This window comes from Gemmatimonadales bacterium (genome assembly GCA_035502185.1).
Classification (GTDB): Bacteria; Gemmatimonadota; Gemmatimonadetes; order Gemmatimonadales; family JACORV01; genus Fen-1245.
On record DATJUT010000077.1, the window covers coordinates 39321 to 52409 of the forward strand.

A 13089-nucleotide genomic window follows, 5' to 3' on the forward strand; every position below is an offset into this window, starting at 1 on the left:
ACGTTCACGTGAGAGGTGAGAAGCCAAGACGTGAGGTGGTGAGAGGAGCGCTCACCTCTCACGCCGTTCCACCTCTCACGTCTCACCTGAACGTCTCACTCCTCACTTCTCACCTCTTACTGGTGGTTCCGCGACCATGCTCTCGTGCTCCAGCAGCATCGCCTCGACGGTCGCACCGGCGGGCAGTTCGTCCACCCCCTCCGGTACGATGAGCAGCGCGTTCGCCCTGGTCATCGAGGTGAGGATGCCCGAGCCCTGCGGACCGGTGAGCCGGGCCCGCCATCCCTCCGCGGACTCCCGGGCCACCGCCCGGAGGAAGTGGGTCAGTCGGCCGGGGGTCGTGACGGGCTCGTCCAGGGTCGCGCGCACGACCCGCCGGTGCAGGAGAGTGTGGCCCTGCATCTTCAGGACGGCCGGGCGCACGAACAGCTCGAAGCACACCATCGTGGAGACGGGGTTGCCGGGCAGCCCGAGCCACGGCACGCCCCGCACGGTGCCGAACGCGGTCGGGGACCCGGGCCGCATCCGCACCTTGGAGACGAGCATCCGGCAGCCGAGCTCCTCGAGCACCGCGCGCAGGTAGTCGTACGCGCCCACGCTCAGGCCTGCGGTGGATACCACGAGGTCGCAGGTCGCGAAGCCCTGCTCCAGCTTCTCGCGCACGCTCGCGGGCGTGTCGGCCGCGATGCCGAGCGGGACGGGAACGGCGCCGGCGAGCCGGACCAGCGCGTCGAGCGTGTAGGAGTTGGACGACGCGGTCTTGCGGCCCGCGAGAATGGCCTCGGTCTCGTCGAGGTCGGCGATCTCGTCGCCGGAGGCCAGGATGCCGACCCGTGCCCGGCGCCGCACCCGCACGATCGCGCGGGCCATCGACGCGAGGACGCCGAGGTGGGCCGGGCCGAGCGGGGTGCCCGCCTCCAGCACCCGCGCGCCGCGCCGCAGGTCTTCGCCGGCGAACCGCACGTTGCGGCCCGCGTCGCGGTCGTCCAGCACCTCCACGACGGGTCCGGCGAGCGTCGTGTCCTCCTGCCGAATGACGCCGTCGGCTCCCTCGGGCAGGGGGGCGCCCGTGAACACGCGGGTCGCCTCGCCCGGTCCGATGCGCCGGGTGGGCAGTGCGCCCGCGCGCACCTCCTCGACGACCGTAAGCCGCCTCGGCGTCCCCCGCGCCGCGCCCCGCACGTCGTCGGCGCGCACGGCGAAGCCGTCCATCGCGGAGTTGGTGTGCGCCGGGACCGTGATCGGCGAGTCCACGCTCTCGGCGAGCACCCGGCCGAGCGCGTCGCGGAGCGGGACCGCCTCGGCGGGCAGGACGGCGACGCCGGCGACGACCAGATCGATCGCGTCCCGGACGCCGTTCACCGGCCGCCCACGTCCTCGCTGCGGCTGAAGTTCGCGAGCCGCTCGACGATCCGGTCGGCCGCGGCGTCGACCACCCGCTGCGGGACCGTGAAGCCGTTCGCGAGCAGCACGAACGCCAGCATCTCCCCGTCGGCCGTGCGAACGTACCCGGACAGCGACCGCACGTTGGACAGCGAGCCCGTCTTCGCGTGCGCGTTGCCGGCGGCGCGGGTACCCTTGAGTCGCTGCGCGAGGGTGCCATCCACGCCCGCGACGGGCAGGGCTGCGAAGAACGGCGCGAACTCGGAGCGCCGGTACATCGCCTCCAGCACCCGCGCGACCGCGTCGGGCGTCACGTAGTTGTAGCGCGAAAGCCCGGAGCCGTCGGCCAGCACGTACGCGTCCGGCGGGACGCCGAAGCCCGCCAGCACCTCGCGGACCACCGCCCGCCCGCTGTCCATCGAGCCCACGCCCTTCACCTGGGCGCCGAGCGTCCGCAGCAGCGTCTCGCCGATCTGGTTCTGGCTCGGCTTGAGGAGCAGGACCAGCACGCTGTCGAGCCGCGGCGACTGCCAGGTGAACAGGGTGTCGGCCACCGTGTCGGCGGGGGTCGGCTGGTCGAGCACCGAGATGCCCGCGTCGGCGAGCACGGCGCGCAGCCCCGCGAGGAAGTAGCGCGCGGGGTCGGGCACCGAGACCAGCAGGCGCACCGGCGGGCGCCCGGCCGAGATCCGTCCCGCGAGTGCGACCGAGTCGCCGAACGGCGCGCGGCTCCAGGTCAGCGCGAGCACGCCGGAGTCGGCCGGTGCGGTGGTGGCCGCGTCGAACAGGCGCAGCGGCGCCGAGGGCGGCAGCAGTGCGGCCGCGACCGGCTGGCCGGCCGCGGCGCCCGGGGTCGCCTGGATCCACGCCACGCTCTCGTTCAACTGCAGCGCGCTCACCGGCGCCGCGTAGTCGGCGTCGAGATCGTCCCACGCCCAGCCCGGACCCAGCGGCGGATCGGTGAACAGCGACGCGTCGCCGAGCAGCCGGCCCTGGACGACCCGGATGCCCCGCTGGCGCAACGAGTCCGCCCACGGCCGCAGCGGCGTCAGCGGATCGGCGCCGCTCGTGGCGTCCACGGCGAGCGCCGGATCACCACGGCCGACCACCACGAGGTCGCCGACGAGGGTGTCGGCGCGCCGCGTGCCGCGCGCGATCACCGGCGTCCGGTACTGGAAGTCGGCGCCGAGGCGCACCAGCGCGGCGGCGGCGGTCAGGAGCTTGAGGTTGGAGGCGGGGAGAAACAGCCGCTCGGCGTCGCGGCGGTAGAGCACCTGGCCGTTGTCCAGCGACTGGATCGCCACGCCCCACGAGGCGCGGGCGAAGGCGGGGTCGGCGAGCACGCCGTCCACTTCGGCGGCGAGGGCGGCCACCTGCGGGGCGAGTGGAGGCGGAGCGCTGCGGACCGCGCATCCCGCCAGGAGCAGCGCGGCGAGCGGGCCGCCGATTCCCGGGAGGGCGAAGGCGGCGTGGCGGACGGCGCGACGAACGCTCACGTCGTGAGCTGGGCCGCCGCCGGCGCGGTGATCCCCCGTAGGGCGAGGGTCGTGCGGGCGGCGCGAAGGACGCTCACGTCGCGGGTCGGTGCTCCCCCGGCGCCGCGCGCCTCAGCGCGCGCCCTGGGAGACGAGGTCGACGAGGCGGTAGAGCCAGTTGGTGTCGCTGAATCGCAGCACCGGGACGCTGGCCCGGTAGTCGCTCGCATCGGTGATGATGGCGATGTACTGCGAGGCGTCGGGCGCGGCGGCATCGTACAGCGGCTGCGCGTGCACCGCCCGCCGGTACACCTCGATCTTGGGGAGATCGGACTTCTTGAATCCCTCCACGACCACGAAGTGCGCGTCCGCCAGGTACCGCGCGGTCAGCTCGCGCGGCCCGGCCTCCTCGTCCGCGCGCGCGATCAGGAACCGCGAGCCCGGCGTCTCCATCACCACCCGCTCGGCGCCCCCCTCGTGGACGTGGCGCCAGGTGTCGCGGCCCTTCTCGTCCAGGTCGAAGGGGTGCGCGCCGTGCTTGATCGTCATCACCCGGTGCCCCCGGCGCACCAGCTCGCGGACCAGGGCCACCACGAGGGTCGTCTTGCCGGAGTTCTTCTTGCCGATCACCGATACGAGTCGTGGGTCCGGCATAGGTGTTCCGCTCGCGCCAAATCGTCGGGTGTGTTGACGTTGAAGAATAGAACCGCCGGGTCGCCGTACTGCAACACGGCCGCCTGCGGCAGCCGCGCCACGCGCACCTCGCCGTGGAACCCGATCGCCCGGGCGTCGCCGCGGCCGATGGCGGCCCGGATCGCCGGACCGCAGGCGGGGCCGTAGGCGGCGCACAGCGGCTCGAGCCCGCGGCGCGAGCCGCTCTCGGGCAGCGCGGCGTCGGCGCCGGCCAGCAGATCGCCCAGCGCCGCCAGGAGCTCGGAGCGGACGAACGGCATGTCCCACGCCACGCACAGCGCGCTGCCCCCGGTCTCGACGGCGGTGAGGATCCCGCCCAGCGAGCCGTTCCCCGGGAGCACGTCCGCGACCACCGTGAGATCGGGGCGCCACCGGGCGGCGTCGGGCGCGTTGGCGACGAGGATGGGGAGTCGCCCGGTGGCGCGCTCGAGGCCCTCCACCACGCGGTCGAGAATCCGGCGCCCGCCGACTTCCAGCAGCCCCTTCGCGGCACCGCCGTAGCGAGTCGCCCCGCCCCCTGCGATCACCGCGCCGGAGAGGGTCAGTAGCGGTGGCCCCTCCGCCGCTCGAGCACGACGTCCAGGCCGAACGAGAACGTCGGCAGCTGCCTGACCTTGAGGCCGATGGGAGGCTGCGGCAGCTGGCTGCCGACCGCGACAGCGGCCGTGTCGGTCGCGGGCCCCAGCGGGCGGGGCAGCGGGAGGATGACGTCGCGGGCCTCCATCCGCAGCTGGTAGCCCGGCCCGAGCGGCACCATCAAGCCGGCGCCGAGCGACACCATCCAGGTCAGCTCCGTGTGATTCTGGTCCGACAGAAAGTAGACCAGGGTCTGGCTGCCGTCGCCGAGCAGGGCGGGTCCGGTCATCTCGACGAACGAGCTGCCGAGGAACCCGGCGCCGACCTCGGCTCGAACGAACGGCTGCACGCCGCCGGTCGTGACCCGGTAGGTCAGGCCTCCGAGCAGCCCCACCGCGTCGCCGCGGATGTCCTGCCCGTGCAGATAGGCGCAGGCCTGCTGGTTGGGGGGTAGGCTGGCCACGGGCACGAACGACCGCGCGTCACACGAGCCCTGCGTCTCCAGTCCGAAGAAGCCGGCCTCGAGCGTGTAGCCGAGGTGCGGCGACCGGAAGTAGGTCGCGCTCACGGTGGCGAGGAGCCCCGGGCGCATCCTCCGCCCCAGCGACAACGTGTCCCACAGGTTCTGCGACCCGTTGTTCGAGGCGTACGCCAGCTGAACGGGGATGGTCCAGAGGTCGCCGCCGGTGGTGAGGCCCGCGGAGATGGTGAAGATGAGGTTGGGCTGGTCGGGCGTCTGCGCCGCGGCCGGCCGCGCCAGCGCCGCCGCGAGGACCAGTGCGAACCGGGCGAGACGGCGGGCGTCACGCATCGGGACGGTGCAGCTGCGGCGAGCCCGACACCGCCCGGCCCACCAGGGTGAGGCCGGCGCGCTTCGCGATCGCCTGCGCCAGCGTGGACGGCACGGAGGGCGTCGCGACGTACACGATGCCCGCGCGTGCCGCCTTGAACGCCAGCTCGGCCGAGATGCGCCCGGTCACGAGGAGCCCGAGCCCTTCCGGAGAGCGACCCGCCATCAGAATCCCTCCGATCACCTTGTCCACCGCGTTGTGCCGCCCGATGTCCTCGGCGTGCTGGAGCAGCGCGTGGCCGTCGGTCAGCGCGGCCGCGTGGATGCCCCCGGTCTCGGCGTACCGCGTGCCCCGCTGGTACAGCTCCTTGAACCGCGCGCGCAACGTCTCCGCGGGCGGCGCCTCGCCGCGTGATGCGGTCGCCGGCAGGGAGGCCGGGTCGGCGAGCGCGACGCTCACGGCGCCGCACCCCGACGCCAGCACCCGGCGGCGCGGGTCCTTCTCGATGGCCTCCACCCGCGCGGGCGCCAGCTCCGCCCAGAATCCCAGGTCGGTGGCGCACGGCGTGAGCGAGAGCAGGTCGGCCAGCGCTCCGATGTAGCCCTCGCCGTGCAGCCACCCCACCGCCAGCTCCTCGAGCTGGTCTGGAGTGCACATCCACGTCACCGCCGGCCGGTGGTTCACCTCCAGCCAGACGGGAGTCTCCTCGACCGCGGCGAGCCGGCCCTCGGCGATCTTGCGGCTCACCGGCTACGCCTCGCCGCGATACTCCGCGTACAGCGCCGGCTCTTCTTCGACGCGCACCGAGGCGAGGCTGCAGCCCGACGGCAGGCGCGCCGCCACTCGGCGCCACACGTCCTGGCACAGCTCCTCGCCGGTCGGCACGGTCCGGCCGAACGCGTACTCGGGCAGGTCGAGGTTGAGGTGCCGATGGTCGAAGCGCCCCACCACCTCCTCGGCGAGGATCCGGTCGAGCGCTGCGAGGTCGACGGCCATCCCGGTGCTCCCGTCCACGGTCCCCCGCACCGTCACCATGCAGCGGTAGGTGTGCCCGTGGCCGTGCGGAGCGGCGCACTTGCCGAACACCTCGGCGTTCCGGGCCTCGCTCCACTCGGGCCGGAAGTAGCGGTGGGCGGCGCTGAACTGGACCGTCCGGGTCAGATACGCCGTGGCCATGCGCTAAGATACCCCGCAAGTCGCCGGGTGGGCGATGCCGGCCACGTCCGGGCGCTGGGCGTCGCCGGCGCGTCGGGTCAGAACGTGAACAGGTACGACACGCCGAGCCACAGCGTGACGTTGCCCACCCACTGCCGGTCGCTCGAGCCCAGCGAGAGGACCGCCGGGCGTGGTGGCGGCCCGGCGAAGTGCAGGTTCAGGGAGTCGAAGTAGGCCAGCGGATACTGGTAGCGGAAGAAGTAGTCCCGCACCTCGAGCCGCAGGGCGAGTGATCTCGAGAGGAAGATGCGCGTCCCGACGGCCGGGACCAGCGCGAAGTTGGTGCCGACCGTGAAACCGCCGGGGTCGGTGACCTTCTGGGTGGGCGTGACGATTCCGAGGCCGGCGCCGACGTACGGCGCCAACCCGTGCCAGGTCTTGTCGCCGGTGATGTTCAGGCCCAGGCCGATGTCGCCGAGGACCAGCGGCAGGTTGATGTCGGGACCGGCGCGCGCCGAGTCGGTTCGGGTCACCAGCGTGTCGGCGATGATCGTCCGCCGGCGGCTCGCGGCGCTGGCGAGGGTGAACCAGAAATCAATCGGGCCGGAGAGCCGGACCGCGAGCTGGGCGCCGAACGCCAGGCCCGGCATCGCGCCGACCCCTGCCTGGCCCGCGTTGCCGCCGAAGCGGCCCCCGAACAGCGTCACGCTCTGGTGCTCGAGGATGTCGCGGTACGGCGAGCGCTCGGGCGGGTTCCCGACCTCCTGCGCCGTGAGGGCCGCGGGCCACGCGGCGCCGGCGAGCAGGCAGGCCGCCAGCGCCCACGCGCCGGCGCGCGCCCTGCGCGGCCCGGTGAGGCACCGCCGGACGGCTGGCGCGGCCCTCACGCGGCTCTCAGGTCCCGGCCGGTCATCGCGCCCGGTTGCTCGAGCCCGAGCAGCGCGAGGATGGTGGGCCCGACGTCGCGCAGCGCGCCGCCGGGGCGCAGCGCGCCGCGGAATCCCCCGTCCATCAGCAGCAGCGGAACCGGGTTCGTGGTGTGCGCGGTGTGGGGGCCACCGGTTCCCGGATCGATCATCATCTCGCAGTTGCCGTGGTCGGCGGTCACGATGAGCGAGGCCCCACCCTTCTCGGCGGACGCGATCACGCGCGCGAGGCACGAGTCCACGGTCTCCACGGCGCGCACGACCGCCGGCAGCTTGCCGGTGTGGCCGACCATGTCCCCGTTCGCGTAGTTGGCCAGGATGAAGTCGTGCGAGCGCCGCTCGATGGCTCCGCACAGGATGTCGGTGATGCCCGCCGCGCTCATCTCCGGCTTGAGGTCGTAGGTGGCGACCTTCTGGCTGTCCACCAGGAGCCGCTCCTCGCCGGGGTACGGCTGCTCGACCCCGCCGTTGAAGAAGTAGGTCACGTGAGCGTACTTCTCGGTTTCCGCGGTGCGCAGCATGCCCAGCCCATGGCGGCTCACCACGTCGGCCAGGATCTCGTTCAGCACCTCCGGCCCGAACGCCACCGGGACCGTGAACGTGGCGTCGTACGAGGTCATGGTCACCACGTCCATCGTCGGCGCCCCGCCTCGATCGAAGCCGGCGAAGTCCGGCTCGGTCCAGGCGCGCACCATCTGGCGCATCCGGTCCGCGCGGAAATTGAAGCACAGGATGCCGTCGCCCGGCCGGATGGGCGCCACCGGCTGACCGGCGCCATCCACCACCACCAGCGGCTTGATGAACTCGTCGGTCTCGCCACGGGCGTACGCCGCGGCGATGCCGGCCACCGGATCCGTGACCGGCGTCCCGACGCCGTGCATCATCGCGTCGTACGCGAGCTTGGTGCGGTCCCAGCGCTTGTCGCGGTCCATGCCGTAGTACCGGCCCGTGGCGGTGGCCACCACGGCGCGGCGGCCCACGGCGGCGACCAGCTCGCGCATGAACCCTTCCGCCGACGCGGGAAGGGTGTCGCGGCCGTCCAGGAGCGCCTGGATGGCGACGCGCGGCAGCTTCGCCCGCGCGGCCAGCTCGACGCAGGCCAGGAGGTGCCGGTCCAGCGCGTGCACGCCGCCCGGGCCGATCAGGCCGAACAGGTGCAGCGTGCCCCCGCGCGCCTGCACGTCCGCCACCAGGCGAGTCAGCGCCGGGATCTCGAAGAACGCGCCCGATTCGATCGTGTCGGAGATGCGGACGATGTCCTGGTGCACGACCCGGCCGGCCCCGAGGTTGAGATGGCCGACTTCGGAGTTACCCATCTGACCCTCGGGCAGCCCCACGGGCCGGCCCGAGGCGTCGAGCAGGGTGCGCGGCAGGGTCTCCCACAGCTTGTGCCACGTCGGCGAGCGGGCCAGCTCGATGGCGTTCCCGTCGGTCCCGCGGCGGAATCCCCACCCGTCCAGGACCACCAGGGCCACCGCCCCGCGTCGCGCCGTCCGGCCGTTTGACATCGCTACTCCCAGGTTCTACAATGACTTTCGTGCGGAACCGCAGGCCGCAATCTACCCCCGTTCGGCGCCCCCAACCAGCCGCGCTCACCCTGTTTTCGCTCGCCGCGTGCGGACTTCTCGCCGCCATCCCGGTGCGAGCCGCGACGGCGCAGCAGCCGGCGACGGTGCGGCGCGACGGCACGCCGTTCCTCGGCGAGCCGGGCGGCCGGCCGCTGGGCCGGCTCACGGCGGGCGTCGCGCTGGTTCCGCAGGGAAGCCGCGGCGCCAGCGTGCAGGTGACGGTGGACGGATGGATCATCGGCTCGGCCGTGGCGTCGGCGAATCGCGACGGGCACGGTCTGGCGCTGAGCCGGGACGAGTACCTGCGCACCGTGCCCAACGGCCGGCTCGTGGCGCGGCTGGTGAAGGGTGCGCTGGTGGACTCGGTGGAGCAGCGCAACGGGTGGATCCACGTGCGTCGCGCCGGCTGGGTGGCGAGCCGGGCCCTGGCGGGACTCGCGGCGGGCGCGTCGTTTGCGACCGCGGCGGCGGCGCCGGCGGACACGTCGGGCTCGCTCGACACGGTCGATGTCCGCAGCGCGGTCCTGCAGCGACCGGTGCGGCTCTACCACGCGCCGGACTCGCTGGCGGCCGGCCTGCTCGAGGCCGGCGTGCCCGTCCGCGTCACGGCGCGCGCGGGCGACTGGGTACGGGTGGAGGCGGCGGGGTGGGTGCGGGCGGGCGAGCTGCGGCAGGCCGGCGGGCAGACGGTGAGCAGCGTGACGGCGGCGGACCTGCGGTCCGCGCCGGAGGAGTGGCGCGGCCGGGTGATCCGGTGGACCATCCAGTTCATCGCGCTGCAGACCGCGGACGAGCTGCGCCCCGACTTCGCCCCGGGACAGCAGTACATCCTGGCGCGGGGCCCGGCGCCCGAATACGCCTTCGTGTACGTGGTGGTGCCGCCCGACAAGGTGGCCGAGATCGCGCGACTGCAGCCGCTGGACAGCGTCACGATCGTGGCGCGGGTCAAGAGCGGCCGGAGCACCTACCTCGCCAATCCGATCCTCGAGCTGGTGGACGTCGTCCCATGAACGAGTTCCTGAGGAAGCGCATCGAGCGCAAGCTGGAGACCCTGTCCGACGAGCGGGTCTACCAGGTGCTGGACTACATCGAGTTCCTCGAGTCGAAGTACGCGGCGCGGACGCCGGAGTCGCCGTCCGCGCTGCAGCGGCTCGCGGAGACGGTGGAGGACACGCTTCGGGCGGGCCGCGTCTCGGCCACCGCCATCAAGAGCACGATGGACACCATGGCCGCGGCGGGCCGGGTCGTGGGCGGCATCGCGGCGGCGGGCAAGGCGGTGGTGGACGAGGTGACCGGCCAGCGGCCCGCGCCCCCGCCCGGGCCCAAGGCCGCCCCGGAGCCACCGGAGGGCGGCGCGCATACTGCTTGATTTCGCCCGGAGCGGCCCGGTATCTTCCGCCATGGAAAGCCGTATTCGTCCGCTCGACGGTCTCGCCTTCGACGACGTCCTGCTGGTCCCCGGCCATTCGACGGTGCATCCCCGGCAGGTGGACGTGTCCACCCGCCTCACGCGCACCATCTCCCTGAACCTGCCGTTCGTCTCGGCGGCGATGGACACCGTGACCGAGGCGGAGATGGCCATCGCCATGGCGCGGCTCGGCGGCATCGGGGTGATCCACAAGAACCTGCCCATCGACCGGCAGGCGGCCGAGGTGGACCGGGTCAAGCGGTCGGAGAGCGGGATGATCCTCGACCCGATCACGCTGCCCCCCGACCGCCCCATCCGCGAGGCGCTCCACCTGATGGCGCGTTTCAAGATCTCCGGCGTGCCGATCGTGGACACGGAGCGCCGGCTGGTGGGGATCATCACCAACCGCGACCTCCAGTTCGAGAGCAACCTCGACCGGCCGATCCGCGAGGTGATGACCAGCAAGAACCTGGTGACGGCGCCGGTGGGTACGACGCTCGAGGAGGCGGTGAAGATCCTCGCGCGTCACAAGGTCGAGAAGCTCCCCGTGGTCGCGGGCGACGGGAAGCTGAAGGGGCTCATCACGGTCAAGGACGTCTTCAAGCGGCGCGACTACCCCTCGGCGAACAAGGACCACCTGGGCCGGCTGCGGGTCGCCGCCGCGCTCGGCGCCACCAAGGACGCCGTCTCCCGCGCGCACGCGCTGCTCGACGCGGGATGCGACGTGCTGGTGGTGGATTCGGCGCACGGCCACAGCGAGGGCGTGCTGCAGGCGGTGGCCGAGCTGCGCCAGGCGCTGCCGGACGCCCAGCTGGTGGGCGGCAACGTCGCGACCCGCGAGGGCGCCTGCGCCCTGGTCGAGCGCGGCGTGGACGCAGTCAAGGTCGGCGTGGGACCGGGCTCGATCTGCACCACCCGCGTCGTGACGGGCGTCGGCGTGCCGCAGGTGACGGCCATCCAGGACGCCGTGGCGGGCGCCTCGGGGGTGCCCGTGATCGCCGACGGCGGGGTGAAGTACTCGGGCGACGCGGTCAAGGCGCTCGCCGCCGGCGCCGACAGCGTGATGATGGGGGCGGTGTTCGCCGGCACCGAGGAGAGCCCGGGCGAGTCGCTGCTCTACGAGGGGCGGCGCTTCAAGGTGATCCGCGGCATGGGGAGCCTGGCGGCGATGCAGGAGGGCTCGGCCGACCGCTACTTCCAGGAAGGCGAGATGTCGGCCACCAAGCTGGTGCCGGAGGGCATCGAGGGACGGGTGCCGTACAAGGGCCCGGTGGCCGACGTGGTCTTCCAGCTGGTGGGCGGGCTGAGGAGCGGGATGGGTTACTGCGGCGTGGCCACGATCCGCGACCTGCAGACCCGGACCGAGCTGGTGCGGATCACGTCCGCCGGACTGCGGGAGTCGCACCCGCACGACGTCTCCATCACGCGCGAGGCGCCGAACTACAGCCCGTGAGCCACGGCGGCCGCTCCCGCGAGCCCGCTCGCGGGACACCGCGCTTGACACCGCCGGCCGCTCTCCAGTAGTCTAGCGCGCTTCCACCCCGGTGCGGGCACGCTCGCGTCCCGCTACCAGCCCTGCAGCCAAAGGTCGCTCCGATGAACCTGTGGGCCACCAAGTCCATCACCGCGCTGCGCGCCGAGGCCGACGCGGTCGGCGAGCGCACCCTCAAGCGCGCGCTCGGTCCGCTGAACCTGATCACTCTCGGCATCGGGGCCATCATCGGCGCGGGCATCTTCGTGCTGACCGGCCAGGCGGCGGCGCTGTACGCCGGGCCGGCGGTGCCGATCTCGATGATCCTCGTGGGCATCGCCTGCGCCTTCGCGGGACTCTGCTATGCCGAGATGGCGAGTGCGGTTCCCGTCGCCGGCAGCGCGTACACCTACTCGTACGCGACCTTGGGAGAGCTGGTTGCGTGGATCATCGGCTGGGACCTGGTGCTGGAGTACGCCGCCGGCGCGGCCACCGTCGGCGTGGGGTGGTCGGGCCACTTCGTCAGCCTGCTCAACGACTTCGGGATCACGTTGCCCGCGACCCTGACCAATTCGCCGACGGCGTGGTGCACGGCGGCCAACGTCCGCGACGCCGTGGCCGGCTGCGCGCACGCGGGGCTCAACCTGACGGGCGCCATCGTGAACGCGCCGGCGGTGTTCGTCGTGGCCGTGATGTCGACCATCCTGGTGATCGGCATCAAGGAGTCGGCGACCGTCAACAACTTCATCGTGATCCTGAAGCTGTCCATCATCCTGGTGATCTTCTTCGTCGGCCTGGCGCACTTCCACCCCGCGAACCTCAAGCCCTTCGTGCCGCCGAACACCGGTGACTGGGGCACCTACGGCCCGTCCGGGGTCCTGCGCGGCGCGGGTCTGGTGTTCTTCGCCTACATCGGGTTCGACGCGGTCTCGACGGCGGCCCAGGAGGCGCGGAATCCCCAGCGGGACATGCCGATCGGCATCCTGGGCTCGCTGGCGATCTGCACCCTGCTGTACGTCATCGTCTCGGCGGTGCTGGTGGGCATGGTGCCCTACAAGGACCTCAACGTCGCGGCCCCGATGGCGCTCGCGATGCAGCGCATCGGCGCGCCGGAGATCCTCCGCGTGCTCGTGGACGTGGGAGCGGTGCTGGGGCTGGGTTCGGTGATCCTGGTGATGCTCCTGGGCCAGTCGCGCGTGTTCTACTCGATGTCGCGCGACGGCCTGCTGGGCAGGTGGGCGGCGTCGGTGCACCCGAAGTTCCGCACGCCGTACCTCTCCACGATCTTCACCGGGATCGCCGTGGCGATCGCCACCGGGATGCTGCCCCTCCAGCTCCTGGGCCAGCTGGTGAACATCGGGACGCTGCTCGCCTTCGTGCTGGTCTCGATCGGCGTGCTGATTCTGCGCCGGACGCGGCCGGACCTCGCCCGTCCTTTTAGGACGCCGTGGGTGCCGTTCGTGCCGATCATGGGCGTCGTATGCTGCGCCGGCCTGATGGCCACGCTCCCGCTGGACACCTGGATCCGGCTGGTGGTGTGGCTGCTGATCGGCTTCGGGATCTACTTCGGCTACAGCCGGCGGCACAGCGTGCTGCAGCGGGAGATGGCGGCCGGGATCGCGCAGCTCAAGTAGCGACTGCCG

General features: G+C 72.7%; 13 protein-coding genes. 4 read left to right on the forward strand and 9 right to left on the reverse strand.

Translation table 11 applies throughout. From position 1 onward, the window contains the following. Positions 1–102: 102 nt before the first annotated feature. From glp to gpmI, 9 genes are all read right to left on the reverse strand, one after another. Positions 103–1362, reverse strand: coding sequence for a gephyrin-like molybdotransferase Glp (glp, locus tag VMF70_10545; protein ID HTT68457.1), 1260 nt, complete (start codon positions 1360–1362; stop codon positions 103–105). After that, positions 1359–2879, reverse strand: coding sequence for a D-alanyl-D-alanine carboxypeptidase/D-alanyl-D-alanine-endopeptidase (dacB, locus tag VMF70_10550; protein HTT68458.1), 1521 nt, complete (start codon positions 2877–2879; stop codon positions 1359–1361). Before dacB ends, glp begins: the two co-directional genes overlap by 4 nt. Before the next feature lie 111 nt (positions 2880–2990). Further along, entirely contained in the window at positions 2991–3512 is a 522-nt protein-coding gene (mobB, locus tag VMF70_10555; GenBank protein HTT68459.1) for a molybdopterin-guanine dinucleotide biosynthesis protein B, read from the reverse strand. Then, the gene (locus VMF70_10560) at positions 3485–4078 is read right to left on the reverse strand and encodes a molybdenum cofactor guanylyltransferase (protein HTT68460.1); all 594 of its coding nucleotides are present in this window, start codon (positions 4076–4078) and stop codon (positions 3485–3487) included. Before VMF70_10560 ends, mobB begins: the two co-directional genes overlap by 28 nt. 14 nt (positions 4079–4092) lie before the next feature. Continuing rightward, positions 4093–4938: a hypothetical protein gene (locus tag VMF70_10565; protein ID HTT68461.1), complete on the reverse strand. Its 846-nt coding sequence runs from the start codon at positions 4936–4938 to the stop codon at positions 4093–4095. Next, positions 4931–5665: a formate dehydrogenase accessory sulfurtransferase FdhD gene (locus tag VMF70_10570; GenBank protein ID HTT68462.1), complete on the reverse strand. Its 735-nt coding sequence runs from the start codon at positions 5663–5665 to the stop codon at positions 4931–4933. Before VMF70_10570 ends, VMF70_10565 begins: the two co-directional genes overlap by 8 nt. 3 nt (positions 5666–5668) lie before the next feature. After that, complete coding sequence (locus tag VMF70_10575) at positions 5669–6094, reverse strand: 6-carboxytetrahydropterin synthase (GenBank protein ID HTT68463.1); 426 nt, start codon at positions 6092–6094, stop codon at positions 5669–5671. Between the two features lie 77 nt (positions 6095–6171). Next, positions 6172–6960 carry a hypothetical protein gene (locus VMF70_10580; GenBank protein HTT68464.1) on the reverse strand — a complete coding sequence of 263 codons (789 nt, stop codon included), beginning with the start codon at positions 6958–6960 and terminating at the stop codon, positions 6172–6174. Next, the gene (gene gpmI, locus VMF70_10585) at positions 6957–8507 is read right to left on the reverse strand and encodes a 2,3-bisphosphoglycerate-independent phosphoglycerate mutase (protein ID HTT68465.1); all 1551 of its coding nucleotides are present in this window, start codon (positions 8505–8507) and stop codon (positions 6957–6959) included. Before gpmI ends, VMF70_10580 begins: the two co-directional genes overlap by 4 nt. Before the next feature lie 131 nt (positions 8508–8638). Here gpmI and VMF70_10590 point away from each other — a divergent pair, with 131 nt between their 5' ends. The 4 genes from VMF70_10590 (at position 8639) to VMF70_10605 (ending at position 13080) form a co-directional block, all read left to right on the forward strand. Continuing rightward, positions 8639–9577 (forward strand): SH3 domain-containing protein, encoded by a 939-nt coding sequence (locus VMF70_10590; protein HTT68466.1) that lies wholly within the window; start codon positions 8639–8641, stop codon positions 9575–9577. Then, positions 9574–9936: a DUF2281 domain-containing protein gene (locus tag VMF70_10595; GenBank protein HTT68467.1), complete on the forward strand. Its 363-nt coding sequence runs from the start codon at positions 9574–9576 to the stop codon at positions 9934–9936. The genes VMF70_10590 and VMF70_10595 overlap by 4 nt, the downstream gene beginning before the upstream one ends. A gap of 31 nt (positions 9937–9967) precedes the next feature. Beyond that, positions 9968–11428 carry an IMP dehydrogenase gene (gene guaB / locus VMF70_10600; protein ID HTT68468.1) on the forward strand — a complete coding sequence of 487 codons (1461 nt, stop codon included), beginning with the start codon at positions 9968–9970 and terminating at the stop codon, positions 11426–11428. A 143-nt stretch (positions 11429–11571) separates the two neighbouring features. After that, positions 11572–13080, forward strand: a complete 1509-nt coding sequence (locus VMF70_10605; GenBank protein HTT68469.1) for an amino acid permease — start codon at positions 11572–11574, stop codon at positions 13078–13080. Positions 13081–13089: the final 9 nt, after the last annotated feature.